This is a genomic window from Streptomyces sp. NPDC004051, assembly GCF_053604275.1.
In genome coordinates, this window is sequence record NZ_JBSGHG010000045.1 from 21,538 (window position 1) to 39,942 (window position 18,405).

The following is an 18,405-nucleotide window of genomic DNA, read 5'->3' on the forward strand; positions in this document are numbered from 1 at the left end:
GGGCAATGTGTTCAGCTGTACGCCCGCCCGCGCGGGCTTTCTGTACAGGATGACCATCGAGGAGGCCGGTATGGCGATCGATCATCTGGACGGGCGGATCATCCTGCTGCTGGCACGGGAGCCGCGGATCGGCGTGCTGGAGATGTCCCGGCGGCTCGGGGTGGCGCGGGGGACGGTGCAGGCGCGGCTGGACCGGCTTCAGTCGAACGGAGTCATCCGCGGGTTCGGCCCCCAGGTGGACCCGGCGGCCCTCGGCTATCCGGTCACGGCGTTCGCGACGCTGGAGATCCGGCAGGGTCAAGGGCCCGATGTCCGGGAGCACTTGGCGAGCGTGCCGGAGGTGCTCGAGCTGCACACCACCACCGGCAGCGGGGACATGCTGTGCCGGCTCGTGGCCCGTTCCAACGCCGATCTCCAACGGGTGATCGACCGGGTCGTCGGTTTTGATGGGATCGTCCGGGCCGCCACGGCGATCGTGATGGAGAACCCCGTTCCGCTGCGGATCATCCCCCTGGTGGAGCAGGCGGCGCTCCACGAGCCGCCGAGGGGCGGCCGGAGCGCACCGGACTGACCGGACGGGCCTGGCCGAGCTGGGGTGAGCGGACGTGAACTTCTGGGAGTACCTGGGCAACCGCCATCAGCAGCTGCTCGTCGACGCGTACCAGCACGCCAGTGTCGTCTTCCAGTGCATGGTGGCGGCGACCGTGCTCGGGGTGCTGATCGGGGTCGTGACGTACCGCAGCGGCTGGGCGGGCGACCTGGCCACGACCACCACCTCGACCCTGCTGACCATCCCGTCGCTGGCCATGATCGGCCTGTTGATCCCGCTGGTGGGGCTCGGGGTGCCGCCGACGGTGATCGCGCTGACGCTGTACGGGCTGCTGCCGATCGTGCGCAACGCGATCGTCGGCCTGCGCGGGGTCGACCCGTCGCTGGTGGACGCGGCCACGGGCATCGGCATGTCGCGGACGGCCCGGCTGGTACGGGTCGAACTGCCGCTGGCCTGGCCGCCGATCCTCACCGGGATCCGGGTCTCCACACAGATGCTGATGGGCATCGCCGCCATCGCCGCCTACGCCTCCGGTCCCGGCCTCGGGAACCTGATCTTCCGCGGCATCGCCTCGCTGGGCAGCGAGAACGCGCTCAACCAGGTCCTCGCGGGCACCCTCGGGATCATCGTCCTCGCGCTGCTCTTCGACGCCGCGTACGTCCTGCTCGGACGGCTGACCATCTCCAGGGGGATCCGTGTCTGAGCCACCGACGACAGGGGCCCCCGGGGCGGCGCTGAAGCGGCTGAACCTCACCCGGGTGCGGGACGTGGGGATCACCGACTGTCCGACGGTGACCGTCGACGACCCGCTCCAGCAGATCTTCACCGTGCTCCGTTCCAGCCGCTCGAACGAGATCCTGCTACTCGACCGGCGGGGCCGCCCCTACAAGTGGCTCCGGCGCGGCGACCTGATGCGGGCCAAGGGCTCGCCGGCCCGCGCGGGCACCCCGGTGCACGACGCGGTGGCCCGGGACGCGGCCCTGCGGGACGCGCTGGAGGCCGTCCTCACCGACAGCTCGGACGAGTGGTGGTCACCGGAGGGCGCGGCACGTACGAGGGCGTCGTCGATGTGGAGACGCTGATGAACTCCGTGCACGAACTGCTGGAGGCCGACCGGCTGAAGGCGATGGAGGCCCAGCACGAACCGAAAAGTATGCGGAGCGACCGGACGCACGCCGAGCAGGAGGGCGTAAACGAGGAGGTGAACGCGTGAGCGCCTCTCCGCAGCGGCGGCCCGACGGCGAGTACGAGGTCAGGGGGCTCGCCTTCCGGAACAAGGGCCAGGCTTACGACCAGGACGAAGACGGCCGGAGCGACGACCGGGGGGACGGCGAGGGCAACGGCAGGGGCGGGAACGGAGGCAGGGGTGGGGGCGGGGCCACGCGCGGTGCGGGGCCGGGGCCCCCGGAGTCCGGAGTCTCGTCCGTGAGTGCGCCCCGGGTGACCTGGCGGCATCTGACGTTCCTGCCCATGATGCTGGTCGCCCTGCTGCTCGCGACCTGGCTGTGGTTCGTCCAGGCCGATCTGGACACGCTGTCCGAGAACGCGCTGTCCGACGGGCAGGTGTCCAAGGCGCTCTGGCAGCACATCGAGCTGACCGTGATCTCGACGTTCTTCGTACTGATCATCGCGATCCCGCTGGGCATCCTGCTGACCCGGCCCAGGTTCCGCAGGGCCGCCCCGGCCGCGATGACGTTCGCCGACATGGGCCGGGCGACGCCCGCGATCGGTCTGCTCGCGCTGCTGGTGATCTGGCTGGGGGTCGGCCGCAGGGCCGCCCTCGTCGGCATCGTCGCCTACGCCGTGCTGCCGGTGCTCTCCAACACCATCGCGGGTCTGCGGGCCAACGACCCGGCGCTGCTGGAGGCGACGCGCGGCATCGGCGTGTCCCCGCCGGGCGTGCCGACCCGGGGGGAGCTACCCCTGGCCGTCCCCCTCATCCTCGCCGGGATGCGTACGGCACTCGTTCTGAACGTCGGCACGGCCACCCTCGCGACATTCGGCGGGGGCGGCGGTCTGGGCGTGCTGATCACCACCGGCATCACCAGCCAGCGGATGCCGGTACTGGTGCTGGGCTCGATCCTCACCGTCGCCCTGGCCCTGCTGGTGGACTGGCTGGCCTCGCTGGCCGAACTGCTGCTGCGGCCACGGGGGCTGGAGACGGGCACATGAACGTGGGCGCGGGGAACATCACGGAGATGGACACCGGGATCATCTACACCCAGACGGCCAAGGGCGCCTGCACCTACGGCGAGGTCTTCACCACCGACGGCCGCATCAGGTCCATGAACCTGGTGGTGACGGAGGACGACAAGAAGTTCTTCCCCGACTACAACGCGGCACCGACGGTCAACACCGACACGCTCAAGGAGTGGTCGGCGATCGCGGAGGTCCTCGACCCGGTCACGGCGAGGCTGGACAACGACGTGGCACGGACCCTGAACGCCAAGGTGGACGTGGACGGGGAGGACCGTTCCTAATCAGTGAGCAGGAGTGAGTCTTGGACCCATACCTGGTCACTGCGGACACCCCGAACGGTTTTGGGTGTCCTGGTCGCCCGCGTTCTCGCCGCGTCCGGCGGCACGGATCGTGTCCGTGGTCCGGGGATGCGGGGGCGGGGTCCCTCACGCCCAGGGACCGCCGGTCGGGCCTGGACGGTCCGATGCCCGTGCGCATCGCTCTGGTGTGCACGGGGCGGTGTCGTCCGTCGCCGGATCGGATGCCCTTGGGCGCGTCGTCCGATCGCGATGCTCGCGGCATCGTGACGGGTGGTCTTACGAGTGAGGGTGGCCATCGGCTTCTGCCAGTGTTGAGCGCCCCACTTCGAGGTGTACGCCGGATCGATGGCGATGATCGCGATGCCGGTCTGGTCGGCCATCGAGGTCAGCCGGGCACGTAGCCTGCCGGTGGGTATGCCCGAGATCATCTGTCTGAAGCGGCGTCGGCGGCCGTGCTTCTCGCGGGTCTTCTCCGCCGTGAAGTCGAGGTCTTCGACCGCGATGGCTGTGACACCGCAGGACTTCGCCCAGTTCAGTAGCCGTGACAGGGCGTGCCGCACCTGGGCGTCACGATGGTCCGCGCTGCCGGACAGCTCGTAGCCGAACCGGCGGGGACGGCCGATCGGGTTCCCATGGGCATCGAGGCGCCACGCGGCCAGGTGATCGGCGTTGGTGTCCACACCGATCACGCCGTGGGCGAGGGCTGCTTCCATCGGGACGGTCTTCGTCGGCGGGATCTGCCAGGAGGCCGTCACATACCAGCGCCCACGCCGCACGTCGTAGTGGATGCGGTAGGCAACCGCCCGGTTCGCTTCCACACGGTCGGCCCACTCCTCGCCCCGGTGAGGGAAGCGCACCTTCGCGGCGAGTACGTACCGGCCGTGCCTGGCATTCGCCAGGTCGGTGAGCGGGGCCGGGAGCCTGATCGACACTTCGCCGTCGGGCGAGATACGGATCGTCTCGTTCCCGAACCTCTTGCCGGACTCCCCGTCAGCGGCGAGGAACCGGCGCTCCGCCTCCCAGCGTTCGCGCCATTCGGTCCCGGTGAGCTGCGCCTCGTCGAGGTGGTGGCGGGTGTCGAGCAGGCGTTTGCCGCCCCGCGTCACGTGTACGACGCCGTTGTCACGGTCGGCGCGGACCTTGTCGAGTCGGTCTTCGAGGACATGAAGGCGGCGCGTCTTGTGAAACCATTCGTGGGCGGAGCGGTAGCCGCCCGGAACGCGCTTGCCACCCTTCTCGCCGACCGGGAGCGACAGGCGGTGCCGGATCGTCCGGACGCCGGCTTCGAGAGATTGAAGGTGCGCTGTCTGTCCGCGCCGGGCCAGTGCCCATTGGTCGTGTGTGGCCTTGGTGATACTTCCCGCCCACCGCGAGGACGACTGGGCCGTCAGCTCCCGCTTCCGCGCCGCCCATGTGTCGGTGGAGTGTTCAAGTCCGTCCATGCAGCGGGCTTTGAGGTCTTTCGACGCGAGCGATCCGAGGTGCACGCCCACCAGCCTGAGCACCTTCTCGTCCTCGGGCGTGAGGTACTTGAGGTGGTCACGAACCGCCACGCCGGACGGGCCGAGAGCGACGAATGGCGCGGCGATCGGGCGGAGGTCAGCCATGTTCGGCGGCCTCCAGTGCCTTGCGGGCGCGGTTCTTTGCCGACCTGCGCCCGTACAACCGGGCACAGAACGACGTCAGCACCTCCACCATGTCCCGCACCAGGTCGTCTTCGACCTCGCCGTCGTCCAGCACCAGCAGGCGACGGCCCGTCGCGGACAAGGCAGCCTCGACAAGCTCGACGTTCATCCGGCCGAGCCGGTCCTTGTGCTCCACCACCACGCAGGTCACGTCCGGGTCGGCCAGCAGACGCCGGGCCTTGGAACGGCAGCCGTTCATCCCGGAAGCGATCTCCGCCTCGACACGAACGACTCGGTGACCGGTCTTCGCCGCCCACGCCGACAGCCGAGCGACCTGGCGTTCCAGATCGGTCCTCTGACCGTGCGAGGACACGCGGGCATATAGGCCCAGACCTCCGATGGCCTCGGGCGTGGTGTTCGCGTCGATGTTCACCAGGATCGTGCGTGGCCCGACCCGCTGAGCCGGTACCGGCAGGGTCCCCTCACGGAACCAGCGATACGCGGTCTGCGGATGCACGCCCTGCGCCTTCGCCCATTCCGTCAGATTCACACCCTGGCAACGACACTCACTCACACATGGTTACGCTCACTTAACCGACTTCGAGGACCAGCAGGTGAAGACCCCCGCCAGGTGACGCTGGACTGGATGGTGGACGAGGGCTTCGTCAGGAGGAGGTAGCGGCGGTGCGGGGACGGCGGCGGCGCCCGGTCAGCAGCTGGGGACCTTGCCGGTGCCCTTCTGCAGGGAGACCAGGGCGTCCACGGCGCCCCCGAGGGTGGTGACCGGGATCAGGCGCAGCCCCTTCGGGAGTTCGGTCCGGGCCTGGGCGCACTCCGCCTCGGGCACCAGGAAGACGGTCGCGCCGTCCCGCCGGGCGGCCTGCGTCTTCAGCGGCACTCCGCCCACGGCGCCGACCGTGCCGTCGGCGTCGATGGTCCCCGTACCGGCGATGATCCGGCCGCCGGTGAGGTCGCCGCCGCTGCCGTCGCCGTTCAGCTTGTCGACGATGCCGAGGGAGAAGAGCAGGCCGGCGCTGGGGCCGCCGACGTCGGCGAGCTTCAGCTCGACCTCGACGCCCTTGCCGTCCAGGTCCAGGTAGCCCAGCGCGGCCCGGGTCGCCTCGTCCTGCGACTGCTTCATCTGCTTCTCGTTGTAGCGCTCGATCTCCTTGACGTCGCCCCCGGAGGGGTAGACCGAGTCGCGGGGCATGACCGCCTGGTCGGTGCCGAACCAGCCGTCGATCACGTCGGGGAGGTCGACCCGGGTGTCCGGGGAGGTCGCCTCGATCGTCGTCATCCGCAGCTGGCCGGTGGTCTCGCGGGTCTCGGCGCCGGAGACGGTGATGACCTGCGTGCCCTTGTTCTCGCCGAGCACGTCGGCCGTCAGCCCCGGCTGCGCCACCGAGAACGGCAGCGGTGCGAGGACCGCCGTGGCCAGCAGGGCGACGGCGGGGGCGGCGCAGACGGCCAGGGCCTGGGGACGTGTGAGGCGAGAGAGCACGGGATCAATCTAACGCGACGCCTTCACCCCGCCTCCCCCGCCGGCCGTCAGCTCAGGGCCTCCGCGACCTCGCGGGCGGCGTCCACGACCCGGGGGCCGACCCGTTCGGGCACCACGTCGGCCAGCATCACCACGCCGACGCTGCCCTCGACCCCGGTGACTCCCAGCAGGGGCGCCGCCGCTCCGCACGCCCCGGCCTCCAGTTCGCCGTGGGTGAGGACGTATCCGGGTTCCTCGGACCGTTGCAGGCGGGCCGAGAGGATCGCCTTGCCGGCGGCGCTCCGTTCCAGCGGGTGCCGGAACCCGGCGCGGTAGGCGACGTGGTAGTCCGTCCACGAGGGTTCCACCACCGCCACGGCCAGCGCGTCCGCGCCGTCGACCAGGGTCAGGTGCGCGGTCGCGCCGATGTCCTCCGCCAGCGACCGGAGGGCCGGCATCGCCGCCTCCCGTACCAGCGGGTGCACCTGGTGGCCCAGCCGCAGCACGCCGAGCCCGACCCGGGCCCGGCCGCCGAGGTCACGGCGTACCAGCGCGTGCTGTTCCAGTGTGGCGAGCAACCGGTACACGACGGTCCGGTTCACGCCCAGTCTGTGGGAAAGCTCGGTGACGGTCAGGCCGTGGTCCGTGTCGGCCAGCAGCTTGAGGACCCGCAGTCCCCGGTCGAGCGTCTGAGAGGTCTCCGCGGTCACGACGCCCACTCCTTCGTGGTGAGGTCGGCGGCCCCCTCGCGGCGTGTGCGTCACCGAGTCCCGTCGGCAACGCGCTTCAGAGGCCGCCGATCGGCCGGCGGCCCGGCCATGTTCCGGGCACGGTCGCTTCACGGCTGCGCTCCGCGGCGGCGCTGCCACGGGGCGTGTGCGTAGCCGGACAGTAGCGAGCCGGTCCGATCAGCGGAAGGCGTTGTCCAGAATCCGGGCACCCTCACCCCTGAACTGGCGCTTTTTGTCCCGATTGGACCACCGGATGTGCGTCGGCGGACCGGATCACCGCATGCGGGTGGCCCACTCCTGCACCTTGGCGATCCGCTGGCGCAGCTGTCCCGGGGTGGCCTCCGCGGCGGGCGGTCCGCCGCAGGTGCGGCGCAGCTCGGTGTGGATGACGCCGTGCGGTTTGCCGCTCTGGTGGACGTAGGCGCCGACCATGTTGTTGAGCTGGCGGCGCAGTTCCATCATCTCCTTGTGGGAGACCACGGGGCGCCGCTCGGCGGGCAGTTCGAGCAGGTCGGCCTCGCTGTCCGGCTTCTTGCGGCTGTGCGCGATCTGCCGGGCCTGCCGCTTCTGCAGCAGCAGTTCCACCTGGTCGGGTTCGAGGAGCCCCGGGATGCCGAGGTAGTCCTGCTCCTCCTCGCTGCCGGGGTGGGCCTGCATGCCGAAGTCGGCGCCGTTGTAGGTGACCCGGTCGAAGACCGCGTCGGACTCCAGCGCCTCGAAGGGCAGCATGTCCTCGCCGGTGTCCTCGTCCTGCTCCCGGTTCGCCTCGTCCATCTCCTTCTCGGACTCGGCGTACGGGTCCTCCTCGCCCTCCTTCTTGGGCCGGTCGAGGACGTGGTCGCGTTCGCGTTCCATCTCGTTCGCGAACTCCAGCAGGTTCGGGATGGTCGGCAGGAACACGGACGCGGTCTCGCCGCGCCGCCGGGACCGCACGAAACGGCCGACGGCCTGGGCGAAGAACAGCGGGGTGGAGATGGTGGTGGCGTACACGCCGACCGCCAGGCGCGGCACGTCGACGCCCTCGGACACCATGCGGACGGCGACCATCCAGCGGTCGTCGTTGCCGCTGAAGTCGTCGATCCGTTTCGAGGCGCCGGTGTCGTCGGACAGGACGACGGTGGGCTTGCTGCCGGTGATCTCGCGGATCAGCTTGGCGTAGGCGCGGGCGGAGTCCTGGTCGGTGGCGATGACGAGGGCCCCGGCGTCCGGGACGGACTTCCTGACCTCGGTCAGCCGCTGGTCCGCGGCACGCAGCACGGACGGCATCCACTCGCCGCGCGGGTCGAGGGCGGTGCGCCAGGCCTGGCTGATCGCGTCCTTGGTCATGGGCTCGCCGAGGCGGGCCTCGACCTCGTCGCCGGCCTTGGTGCGCCAGCGCATGTTGCCGCTGTAGGAGAGGAAGATGACGGGACGGACGACGTTGTCGCGGAGCGCGGAACCGTAGCCGTAGGTGTAGTCGGCGGCCGACCGGCGGATGCCGTCGTCGCCCTCCTCGTACGCCACGAACGGGATGGGGTTGGTGTCGGACCGGAACGGCGTACCGGTGAGCGCGAGCCTGCGGGTGGCCGGCTCGAACGCCTCCAGGCACGCCTCGCCCCAGGACTTGCTGTCACCGGCGTGGTGGATCTCGTCGAGGATGACCAGGGTCTTGCGCTGCTCGACCCGGTTGCGGTGCAGCATGGGGCGGACCCCGACACCGGCGTAGGTGATGGCGACGCCGTGGTAGTCCTTGCCGAGCGGACCCGCGCTGTACTCGGGGTCCAGTTTGATGCCTATCCGCGCGGCGGCCTCGGCCCACTGCTTCTTCAGGTGCTCGGTGGGCGCCACGACGGTCACCTGCTGCACGACGTGGTGGTGCAGCAGCCAGGAGGCCAGCGTCAGCGCGAAGGTCGTCTTTCCGGCGCCCGGGGTGGCGACCGCCAGGAAGTCGCGCGGCTGTTCCTGGAGGTACTTCTCCATCGCCCCCTGCTGCCAGGCGCGCAGTTTCCCGGCGGTTCCCCAGGGGGCACGGCCGGGAAAGGCGGGGGACAGGTGGTGCGAGGCGGAAGCGGCGGTGGTAGTCACGGTCTCCGTGGGGGACGGGGGCTGGTTCGGGCGGCACGGCCGCCGATGACGACCGGGCCACCATATCCGCGCCCCGGCACCCCGATGACGCGGACCGTGCCGGGCCGCTCCCGGGTGGGACCGACGTCACAACCGCCGCAGCCGCGTCGTCACCCACACGCCGGCCAGGGCCACCGCCGCCATCGGGAGGAACACCGCGGCGAAGGCGGCCGGGTGGGAGCCGGTGGTCTGGGTCGCCCCGTGGGCCACCATGCCGCCGCCGAGGGCGGCGAAGGCGGCGCCGCCCATGGCCAGCAGGAGGACGTTGGAGAGGCCGTCGGAGATCTGGAGCGCGGCGGAGTTGGCGCCGGCCTCCTCGGGGGCGGAGAGCTGGAGCAGCAGCACGCTGGTGGAGGAGATCACCAGGCCCATCCCGAGGCAGCCGAAGGCCCAGGCGACGGCCGTCGCCCAGGCGGGCACCGCGGGGATCAGCACGCTCGGGGCCCCCGCGATGGACGCCGCCACCAGCAGCATCCCGAGGGTCATCAGCCGCTCCCGGTACGGCTCCAGCCGCGGCCGCGACTGGAGCCAGGAGCCCAGTGCCCAGGTCACGCCGCCCGCCGCGAGCGAGAACCCGGCGAGTGTGGGGCTGAGTCCCCGCTGGGTGACCAGCATCAGCGGGACGAAGGACTCCGCGGCGATGAAGGACCCGGCGGCGACGCCGCGCAGCAGCACCACCGAGGGCAGTCCGCGGGCCGCCCGCCAGGTGCCGTGCGGGAGCAGCCCCAGCACCGCGGGGACGAGCAGCGCCACGCCCGCCGCGGCGGGCAGCAGGGAGAGCCAGCGCAGGTCCTGGGCGGCGTACTGGAGCAGTCCGGCGCCGAGGGAGATCGCCAGGGCGAGCCGGATGCGGCGGCGGTCGAAGGAGGCCGGCGCCTCCGCGCCGTCGTGCACCGGGCCGGAGGCCAGTCGGCGTATCTGCGGCAGCGCCAGGGCCAGCGGGAACACCACCAGCACCGGGATGCCGAGGAACACCCACCGCCAGCCGAGGTGTTCGGTCACCGTGCCGGAGGCCAGCGGGCCGACGATCGACGGCACGACCCAGCTCGCCGCGAACGCGGCCATGATCGCCGGTCGCAGCCGCTCCGGGTAGGCCCGCCCGACCACGACGTACAGCGCGACGATCACCAGCCCGCCGCCGAGCCCCTGCACGGCCCGCCCGAGGATGAACGGCCACATCGCGCCCGCCGTCCCGGAGAGCAGCAGGCCGACGGCGAAGGAGGCGATGCCCCAGGTCAGCGGCGCGAGCGGGCCGCGCCGGTCCGACCACTGGCCGGAGAGCACCATGCCGAACAGGCTCGTCGTGAAGTACCCCGAGAACGCGAACGCGTACAGGGACACCCCGTCCAGCTCCCGCGCCGCCACCGGCATCGCCGTACCCACCGCGGTCGCCTCGAAGGCGATCAGCAGCACCACGGAGACGATCCCGATGCTCAGCGCCCGGTAGGGGCGGCTCAGTACGGTCGCGTCGGGGTCGGGTGCGAGGGTCGGGACGGGAACAACGGGCTCAGCGGGGTCGGCGACACCGGTGTCGCGCGGGTTCGGGGTGGTCATGCCCGCCAGAGTAAGGTCCACGGACTGCTTTGACCCCTGTCGGGGGTCGGGACCTGACCGGGACCTCGGACGTAAGACCCACCGCCCGTTCGTGAACGGAGCATGGCAGTCCCGTTGCGGCACCCCGCGTTCCCTTGAGCCCCCGGCAAGCCCGCCCTACGGTCATGACATCCGGTTCGCGGAACCGCTTCCCGGAGCGGTCCGCACCGACCCGGCCGTGTGCCCGAGTGGCTCAGGGACTCGCCTGCAAAGCGAGGTACGCGGGTTCGATCCCCGCCACGGCCTCAGCCTGCTCACCGCATCGACTTGGACGGCCGTGCGGGTCACGGCCGGTGGGCGAGGACGTCGTCGATGCGGGACGCGTCGGAAACCCAGGCCGCCGCGGTCGGCGCCATGAAGCCCAGCACGGTCTGGATGTCGTCACGGCGGGCTTCGAGCGGCAGGTGCCAGATGCCCTCGTGGTGGGCGATCCGGTTACGGAACTTGTGCAGCCGCTTCACCGGATCCTCCACCGTGGTCAGCGCGCGGTTGGGAGCGTGGGGGAAGGCGCCTGCCAGATCGGGCCACAGGGTGGCCGTGTACTGGCGGGCCAGCAGGAAACGCCAGAACCCGAAACTCAACTCCGCGATGACCTTTCCGCGCGGGACGGCCGTCCCGTTTCTGCCGGCACGCTGCTGGGCCTGGATGATGTCGCTGCGGGCCTTGCCACTGAGCGGGACAGCCGTGTCGGCGTACCATTCCGCGGTCCGGCCCCGACGCTGTTGGCGGGCGACGAGTCGGGCGTCGAGCGCGTTGCGCAGCATGATCTCCAGATGACCCAGCGGTTCGAAGAAGGCCGCGGCAAGATCGCTGTTCCACCGATACAGCGCGAGCGCGGCGGTGGTGTCGCCGGCGCACGCGGTCAGGTAGGGATTCAGCCTGTCGGGGCTGATCAGCTCGATGACGGTCTTGTCGTCGGGTGGCTCGATGCCGGTCGGCGGTGTGCTGCGCATGATGGGGCGAGCATAGGTACACTGGGCGACGAAGACCCTGGAATCGTCCCTGGTAGCCCTCGAACGAGGGCAGGCCACACCCCAGGGTTCAGATGTCGGACGAGGGCCGCCCGGGAAATCGGGCGGCCTTTGTTCTTCCCCGGCCCACCGGTCCACCGGTCCAGCAGTTTCGGCGGTGTTTCCTCACCGCGGTTTCCACGGCGCGGAGATACTTCGCCCTCTTCCTGGCGCCCCCGCGCCTCAGAGCACCCCGCCCGCTTCGTCCTGGAACAGTTCCGTCCAGTAGTGCCAGTCCGCGTCGGTCGTGGTGCCCGTGGGGTCGACGGCGGACAGGACCTGGATCATCGTCATGGCCAGCTGGTCGTACGTCTCGCTGGTCAGCGCGTGGCCCGACTCCTCGTCGATGGCGTGCTCGCGGTGCAGCAGCCAGAGGGTGAAGGCGAGGGTCGAGATGTCCGTGTTCAGCGGGTACAGGACGGAGTCCGGCTCGCTCCAGTCCAGGACCGCGCCGGTGGCGCCGTCGACGACCAGGCTGTGGTCCTCGATCAGGTGGCCGAGGCGTATGAGCCGGTCGGCGTGGGCGGGGAGGCGAGCGGGCGGGAACCCGCCCTCGCCGTCGGCGTAGTACTCCGTGAGGGTGCGCAGCGGCAGGTCGGTGTCCAGCTGGAAGAGGAAGCCGTCCTCGGGCAGGCCCGTCTCGCGCAGGAAGCGGCGGGTCGGCTCGTGCGTCAGCGTGGCGGGGAAGTCGACCTCCTCGAAGCGGACCACACCGCCCCGGCCGAACTCCCGGTCCAGCAGCCGCACCGGGAGGTCCAGGGCGAGCCCCGAGGCCGTGCCCGGGCCCGCCACCAGGGCCAGCGGCCGGATCAGCGCGGCCATCCGCCACAGCGGGGCCGGCTCGCCGTCCGCGCCCTCCTCGAACACCGCGAGCAGTTGCCGCGAGGCCTCGGCCACCGCCTTCGTGCCGTAGCGGCCCGCGTACGCGGCGAACTGGCCGCGCAGCCCCGCCAGTTCGTCCGTCGCGGCGGCGAACCGCACCAGGGTCGGCAGTGACGGGGCGAGCGGGCGCATGTCCATCAGGTCGGGTCGGTCGGGGCGGTCGTGGAAGAAGTACGTCGTCGAGACCGCGCCGGTGGCCCCGTCCAGCAGGACCGACTCGGTCTCCGTGCCGGCCGGGCCGAGCAGCCCGCCGATGACCAGCTGGTCCCGCAGCTCCGCGGAGAGCCGGCCGTCCGTGCCATCCGCGGAGTCCGTCGAGCCGGCGACGGTGCGCAGGCCCTCGGTCCGCAGCCGCGCGAAGCTGAACAGGCCGCTGTCGCACGGGAGTCCGGGACCGGTGAGCCAGCGGCGCGTGGACGCGTGCGTGACGAACGGGTCGAGGGCGTCGTCGGTCAGGGTGATCGCTGCCGCGGCATCCGTGACAACGGTGTCGGTCGTGCTCATGGCTCCCCCGCGCATTCGTGTGCTCAGTCCCGTGTACCGTGCTCCGCCCCGCCCGGGCGGGAGGGGCCCCCGCGCCTTCGGGTCGGCAGCCGTCCCCCACCGCTCGGAACACTACGCGCCACCACTGACAACGCCCCGGTCCACAGAGGACGGACGGCCCGGCGGACGGCCGGACGGGCAGGCGGCCGCCCACGGACACGGCCGCCCTCACCCCACAAGACGCGTGAACGGCCCGGTGCGTTGCCTGTGCCCGCGAATCGGTCCGGAACACGTTTCGGCCCGAGACACGTTTCGCCCTGCAACGCGTTTCGACCTGCGACGCGTTCTCCGGCGGCCGCCGTCAGCCGCCGGTCACCACCGCGGCCTGGGGGCGGATCGGCAGGCGGTTGACCGGGCGGCCGGTGGCGGCCCGGACGGCGGAGGCGATGGCCGCCGGGGCGGTCACCACCGGCACCGCGCTGACCGCCTTCGCGCCGAAGGGCGCGACCACGTCCCGCTCCTCCACGAGCTTCACGATCCGGATGTCGGGTGCGTCCAGGGCGGTCGGGAGGGCGTAGCCGGTGAGGTCGGGGTGGCGGATCAGGCCGCGGGGCGTGCGCAGGTTCTCGGTGAGCGCGGCGCCCACGCCCTGGGTCACCCCCGCCTCGATCCGGGCGGCCAGCTGGGCCGGGTTCAGCACCCGGCCCACGTCCTGGGCGACGGCCAGTTCCACGACCCGCACCGAGCCGATCTCGATGTCGACGTCGACCACCGCGCGGATCGCGCAGAAGGACATCCCGACGAAGGCGTCGCCCTGGCCGGAGTCGTCCAGGGGTTCCGTGGGGTGCGGACGGCACTGGGCGGTGGCCCACAGTTCCTTGCCGGCCAGGGCCTCGGCGACGGGCGTCGACAGCACCCCGTCGTACGAGGTGATCCTGCCGTCGGTGATCTGGAGCAGCTCGGCGGACATGCCGAACGTGTGGGCCAGGGGCTGGAGGAGCTGGGTGCGCACCATCTTCGCCGCGCGCTCCACCGCGCCGCCCGACACCCAGGTGTGCCGGCCGCGGCAGCCCGCGCCCGCCGGGGGCTGGTCGGTGTCCACGGGGGCCACCCGCACCTCGTCGACGCCGAGGACCTCCTGGACGATCTGCCGGGCCAGCGTGGTGAAGCCCTGGCCGGTCTCGACGGCCGCGCACAGCACCGTCGCCACGCCGTCCTGAACCTTCACGGTGGCCGTGGACACCTCGTCCGCGCCCTCGCCGCCGAGCATGTGCACCATGCCGAGGCCGTAGCCCACACCGCGGCGCACCGCGCCCGGTTCCCCGGCGCCCTCGGGGCCGCCGGGCAGCAGCCACTCCTCCGCGGGGGTGTCCTTGGGCAGCGGCGGCAGCGGGAAGTCCTGTACCGCTTCGAGCAGTTCGGCGACCGGAGCGGGGCAGGTCACGGTCTGGCCGGTGGGCAGGACGTCACCGGTCGCCATGACGTTGCGCAGGCGCAGTTCGGCCGGGTCGAGGCCGAGTTTCTTGGCCAGCTTGTCCATCTGCGCCTCGTGGGCGGCGCACACCTGCAGGGCGCCCTCGCCGCGCACATGGCCGGAGGGCGGGTTGTTGGTGCGGACCGCCCAGCCCTCGATGAAGGCGTTCGGGACGACGTAGGGGCCGCAGGCGAAGGCGACGGCGGCGGCCAGGGCCTCGGAGGAGGTGTCGGCGTAGGCGCCCGCGTCGAGCAGGATCTGCGCCTCGACCTTCACCAGCTTGCCCTCGGCGTCGGCGTGGTGGCGGTAGCGCAGCAGGGTGGGGTGCCGGTGGGCGTGACCGAGGAAGGACTCCTCGCGCGTGGCGGTGAGTTTGACCGGGCAGCCGGTCCGCAGCGCCAGCAGGCCGAGCGGCAGCTGGAAGCTCTGGTCCTCGCGGTCGGCGATGGCGCCGGGCACCCCGGTGACGACGATCTTGACGCGGTCGGGTTCCAGACCGAACGCGGCGGCGGCGGTGTCCCGGTCGCCGTGCGGGTCGGTGGAGGCCAGGTACAGCTCGACGCCCCCGTCGGGGCGGGGTACGGCGAGTCCGGCCTCGGCGCCGATGGGGGCGGGGTCCTGGCGGCCGATGCGGTACAGGCCCTCGACGACGAGGTCGCCGACCGCGTCCGGGTCGCCGTGGCGCAGCGGGATGTGCCGGATCAGGTTGCCGTCGGGGTGCAACGGCTCGGCCTCGAAGGCCTGTTCGGGGTCGATCACCGGGTCGAGCACCTCGTACTCGACGATGACGGCCGCGGCGGCCAGCCGCGCGGTGTCCGGGTGGTCGGCGGCGACGGCGGCGATGGCCTCGCCGTGGTGGCGCACGACGTCGGAGGCGAAGACCGGGCGGTCGGCGCGGCCGCGGCCGTACAGCGGCTCGCCCGGGACGTCCTCGTGGGTGACGACGGCCCGCACCCCGGGCATCTCGCGTGCGTGGGTGGTGTCGATGGACAGGATGCGCGCGTGCGGGTGGGGCGAGCGCAGCACGGCCGCCCACAGCAGGCCCTCGGCCCACAGGTCGGCGGCGTACGGGAAGGTGCCCTCGGTCTTGGCGCGGGTGTCGGCGGCCGGCAGGGAGGTGCCCAGCCCGCGCGGGACCGGTTCCGCCCCGGGGGCGTCCTCCGCGGCCCGTGCGGCCTGCACGGTGGCGGCTTCGTCGGTCACGCCTGGCCTCCGTCCTGGCCGTGGGGCCGGTCGTGCGGTCCGGGGGGCGGGAACGCGGCGGGGTTGACGCCGCCGGCGCCCGGTCCGGCCTGGTGCGGGATGCGGAGCTCGCCCGGGTCCGTGCCCGTGCCCGGGTCGGATTCGGTGTGCTCGGTGTGCTCTACGTGTTCGGCGTGCTCGGCGTGTGCCTCGCGTTCGGCGACGACCTCCTGGACCGCCTCCACCACGCCCCGGTAGCCGGAGCAGCGGCACAGGTTGCCGCACAGCGCCTGGCGGGTCTCCAGCCGGCTGGGCGCCGGGTTGCCCTCCAGCAGGTCGTGCACGGTCATCGCCATGCCCGGTACGCAGAAGCCGCACTGCACCGCGCCGCACCGCGCGAGTGCCCGCTGCACGTCCGACGGCTGCCCGTCCCGGGCGAGTCCCTCGACGGTACGGACCTCGCTGCCGGCCGTGGTGACGGCCGGGACCAGGCAGGACGCCACGAGCCGACCGTCGACCTGCACGTTGCAGGCCCCGCACTCGCCCTGCGAGCAGCCGTCCTTGGCGCCGGCGAGCCCGAGGCGCTCGCGCAGCACGTAGAGCAGCGACTCGCCGATCCAGGCGTCGTTGACGGGCCGGTCGGTGCCGTTGACGCTCAGCACGTAGGTGGCGAGGGGGTGGTCGTCGTGGGCGGCGCCGGGGAGCGGTTCGGGTCCGGCCGGCGAGCCGTCCGGCGCGGGGGGTCCGGGGTGCTCGGCCGCCTCCGGGGCGTCCGGTGCGGCCTCGGGGGCGGCGGTCGGCGCGGACGCGTCGTCACCGGCGGGGCGTTCCGGGGCCTCCTGGGCTCCGTGCGGGGCTTCGGGACGCCCGGTGAACTCCGCCGTCCCGGCGGGCTCTCCGGGGCCGGGAGCGGGCCGTGCGGCGTCCTCCGCGGGCCGGCCGGGTCCCGGGCCGTCCTGCTCCCGGCCGGAGCCGGTCCCGGGACCGGGCTCGGAACCGGTCTCGGGGTGGTGCGGGTCCACGCCCGGCACACCCGGTCCCCACGGCTGTCCGATGGACTGCGCGGCCCAGGGCGCGGGGGCGCCGCCCGGAAGGGTGGCGGGCGGGGTGACCGGCGGGGTGGCGCCCCACTGTTCGGCCAGGGCGGAGGTGGTGAACTCGCCGGACTCGTCCGGGAGGTCGCCCTCGGCCACGGGGATCGACCACTGCCCGGTCACGTCGGAGCCCGGTGCCGGGTTCCCGGCGGCGGGCGGCTCCTCGAAGGCCCACTGCCCGGAGGCCCCGGGGTCGTAGGTGAACCGGTCCTGCCCGCTGTGGCCCTGCGCGGCCCGCGCCTCGGGGCCGCCCTGCCCCGCCGTCCCTCCGGAGGGGCCGGCCTGCGGGTCGTGCGGGACGTGCCACTGGGCGCCGTCGGCGGGCGCGCCCGGCACGGCGGCGCCCGGCACCGCCCAGCCGCCGGTGCCCGCCGGGTCGGTGCCCGTGGTGGCGGGGGCGACCGTGATCGGCGGCGGCACGTAGCCGTGGCCGGGCGCGGCGAGCGGGCTCTCCATCGAGTCCAGCAGGGCGTCGATGCCCCCCTCGGGGAGGTTCACGAAGGCCGTGGCGCCGTCGTCGTAGTCGCCCTGGGGCAACGGGTCCCAGCGGCTGCCGCCGCCCCGGGACGTGTCCTCCGCGTGCTGGTCGTCGGTCACGACAGCGCCCTCCCCAGTGCTCGTCGGGCCAGCGCGGCGACGGTGCGCCGCAGATGCAGTACCGCGGGGGGCAACGGCGGGACGGAGCCGTCCTCCTCGGGGACCGGGTCGGGGATGCAGGCCGCGGCGACGTACTCCCCGAACGCCTGCAGCGCCTCCGGCACGAGCGCGCGGTTGTTGTCCCAGTCGATCAGCTGGGCGACCCACTGCTCGGCCTCCAGGGGCCGCAGCGCCATCGGCGCTATGGCGCCCACCGCGCAGCGGACGCCGCGCCGGGCGGGGTCGAGCACCAGGGCGACGGAGGCCAGCGCGCGGCCGGGGCCGGTGCGGCCGGTGGCCTTGAGGAACACCTGCGGGGCGTGCAACAGCGGCACCCGCACGTAGCCGATGAGTTCACCGGCGCGCAGCATGTCCACCCCGGCCAGCAGGTGCGACACCGGGATCTCCCGGCGGGCTCCGCCCGGGCCCGCGATGATCAGCGTCGCCTCCAGCGCGGCCAGTACGGGCAGCGAGTCACCGGTGGGGGCGGCGGAGGCGATGTTGCCGCCCAGGGTGCCCGCGTTGCGGATGTGCGGCGGTCCGGCGGCACGCGCGGAGGCGGCGAGCGCCGGGATGAGGGCGGCGAAGTCGGGGCGGCCCATGCGAGCGTGGGTGAGGCCCGCGCCGAGCAGCGCGTGGCCGTCCTGGTACTGCCAGCCGCGGATCTCGCTGATCCTGCCGAGGCCGACCAGCGCCGCGGGCCTGAGCTGCCCGGAGTTGACGGCGGCCATCAGATCCGTACCGCCCGCGACGGGCACGGCGGCGGGCATGGCGGTGAGCGCCGCCACCGCCTCGTCCAGCGTCGTGGGCAGCGTCACGGCCTGCGCCGCCTGCGGTGCGTGCGTGCTCAAAACCGGCTGCCCCTTCCCGCGGCCCCACCTGGTCCCACCTGTCGCAGCCGTACGGTACGACCTGACAGGGCGGACGTGGCAACTCTGGCACATCTTCGCGGGTGCCGAGGACAGGGGTCCGCCAGGAGGCATTCGCCCACCCCACCCCGGGCATGGTCCGATTTGGCGGGACATCGCCGATGCGGGCGGACGGCACCCTTCAGCAGCTCTTGT

Annotated in this window: 14 protein-coding genes, 1 tRNA gene and 2 pseudogenes; 6 read left to right on the forward strand and 11 right to left on the reverse strand. The window is 72.7% G+C overall.

Going from position 1 to position 18,405, the window contains the following annotated elements; all coding sequences use genetic code 11:
- Positions 1 to 70 precede the first annotated feature (70 nt).
- The 5 genes and pseudogenes from ACWEQO_RS30780 to ACWEQO_RS30800 form a co-directional block, all read left to right on the forward strand.
- The gene (locus ACWEQO_RS30780; RefSeq protein ID WP_361448926.1) at positions 71 to 571 is read left to right on the forward strand and encodes an Lrp/AsnC family transcriptional regulator; all 501 of its coding nucleotides are present in this window, start codon (positions 71 to 73) and stop codon (positions 569 to 571) included.
- 34 nt (positions 572 to 605) lie between these two features.
- Positions 606 to 1,253, forward strand: coding sequence for an ABC transporter permease (locus ACWEQO_RS30785; protein WP_452986002.1), 648 nt, complete (start codon positions 606 to 608; stop codon positions 1,251 to 1,253).
- A gap of 22 nt (positions 1,254 to 1,275) precedes the next feature.
- Positions 1,276 to 1,763 (forward strand): annotated as a pseudogene (locus ACWEQO_RS30790) (CBS domain-containing protein); the annotation flags it as partial.
- Complete coding sequence (locus ACWEQO_RS30795; RefSeq protein ID WP_452986003.1) at positions 1,760 to 2,722, forward strand: ABC transporter permease; 963 nt, start codon at positions 1,760 to 1,762, stop codon at positions 2,720 to 2,722. The pseudogene ACWEQO_RS30790 and the gene ACWEQO_RS30795, both read left to right, overlap by 4 nt.
- Positions 2,719 to 3,030, forward strand: a pseudogene (locus ACWEQO_RS30800) (glycine betaine ABC transporter substrate-binding protein); the annotation flags it as partial. The gene ACWEQO_RS30795 and the pseudogene ACWEQO_RS30800, both read left to right, overlap by 4 nt.
- On the opposite strand, the gene ACWEQO_RS30805 reads toward ACWEQO_RS30800, so the two are convergent.
- The 6 genes from ACWEQO_RS30805 to ACWEQO_RS30830 all read right to left on the reverse strand — a co-directional run bounded on the left by ACWEQO_RS30805 (position 3,027) and on the right by ACWEQO_RS30830 (position 10,541).
- Positions 3,027 to 4,655 (reverse strand): IS200/IS605 family accessory protein TnpB-related protein, encoded by a 1,629-nt coding sequence (locus ACWEQO_RS30805; RefSeq protein WP_452986004.1) that lies wholly within the window; start codon positions 4,653 to 4,655, stop codon positions 3,027 to 3,029. The pseudogene ACWEQO_RS30800 and the gene ACWEQO_RS30805 sit on opposite strands and share 4 nt — an antisense overlap.
- Positions 4,648 to 5,223, reverse strand: a complete 576-nt coding sequence (locus ACWEQO_RS30810) for an IS607 family transposase (RefSeq protein ID WP_452986005.1) — start codon at positions 5,221 to 5,223, stop codon at positions 4,648 to 4,650. Before ACWEQO_RS30810 ends, ACWEQO_RS30805 begins: the two co-directional genes overlap by 8 nt.
- 159 nt (positions 5,224 to 5,382) lie before the next feature.
- Positions 5,383 to 6,174 carry a hypothetical protein gene (locus ACWEQO_RS30815; RefSeq protein WP_452986006.1) on the reverse strand — a complete coding sequence of 264 codons (792 nt, stop codon included), beginning with the start codon at positions 6,172 to 6,174 and terminating at the stop codon, positions 5,383 to 5,385.
- A gap of 47 nt (positions 6,175 to 6,221) precedes the next feature.
- Complete coding sequence (locus tag ACWEQO_RS30820; RefSeq protein ID WP_361448911.1) at positions 6,222 to 6,863, reverse strand: IclR family transcriptional regulator; 642 nt, start codon at positions 6,861 to 6,863, stop codon at positions 6,222 to 6,224.
- A gap of 294 nt (positions 6,864 to 7,157) precedes the next feature.
- Positions 7,158 to 8,948, reverse strand: coding sequence for a DEAD/DEAH box helicase (locus ACWEQO_RS30825; RefSeq protein WP_361448908.1), 1,791 nt, complete (start codon positions 8,946 to 8,948; stop codon positions 7,158 to 7,160).
- A 126-nt stretch (positions 8,949 to 9,074) separates the two neighbouring features.
- Positions 9,075 to 10,541 (reverse strand): MFS transporter, encoded by a 1,467-nt coding sequence (locus tag ACWEQO_RS30830; RefSeq protein ID WP_452986007.1) that lies wholly within the window; start codon positions 10,539 to 10,541, stop codon positions 9,075 to 9,077.
- Between the two features lie 213 nt (positions 10,542 to 10,754).
- Between ACWEQO_RS30830 and ACWEQO_RS30835 the strand changes: the two genes are divergently transcribed.
- Positions 10,755 to 10,826 (forward strand) — tRNA-Cys (locus ACWEQO_RS30835).
- A gap of 38 nt (positions 10,827 to 10,864) precedes the next feature.
- On the opposite strand, the gene ACWEQO_RS30840 is transcribed toward ACWEQO_RS30835, so the two are convergent.
- The 5 genes from ACWEQO_RS30840 to ACWEQO_RS30860 all read right to left on the reverse strand — a co-directional run bounded on the left by ACWEQO_RS30840 (position 10,865) and on the right by ACWEQO_RS30860 (position 18,192).
- Positions 10,865 to 11,533, reverse strand: coding sequence for a hypothetical protein (locus ACWEQO_RS30840; RefSeq protein ID WP_452986008.1), 669 nt, complete (start codon positions 11,531 to 11,533; stop codon positions 10,865 to 10,867).
- 240 nt (positions 11,534 to 11,773) lie between these two features.
- The gene (locus tag ACWEQO_RS30845) at positions 11,774 to 12,976 is read right to left on the reverse strand and encodes an SUKH-4 family immunity protein (protein WP_452986009.1); all 1,203 of its coding nucleotides are present in this window, start codon (positions 12,974 to 12,976) and stop codon (positions 11,774 to 11,776) included.
- Positions 12,977 to 13,316: 340 nt separating this feature from the next.
- Positions 13,317 to 15,632, reverse strand: coding sequence for a xanthine dehydrogenase family protein molybdopterin-binding subunit (locus tag ACWEQO_RS30850; protein WP_361448899.1), 2,316 nt, complete (start codon positions 15,630 to 15,632; stop codon positions 13,317 to 13,319).
- The gene (locus ACWEQO_RS30855; protein ID WP_452986010.1) at positions 15,629 to 17,302 is read right to left on the reverse strand and encodes a 2Fe-2S iron-sulfur cluster-binding protein; all 1,674 of its coding nucleotides are present in this window, start codon (positions 17,300 to 17,302) and stop codon (positions 15,629 to 15,631) included. Before ACWEQO_RS30855 ends, ACWEQO_RS30850 begins: the two co-directional genes overlap by 4 nt.
- Complete coding sequence (locus ACWEQO_RS30860; protein WP_361448893.1) at positions 17,299 to 18,192, reverse strand: FAD binding domain-containing protein; 894 nt, start codon at positions 18,190 to 18,192, stop codon at positions 17,299 to 17,301. Before ACWEQO_RS30860 ends, ACWEQO_RS30855 begins: the two co-directional genes overlap by 4 nt.
- Positions 18,193 to 18,405 lie beyond the last annotated feature (213 nt).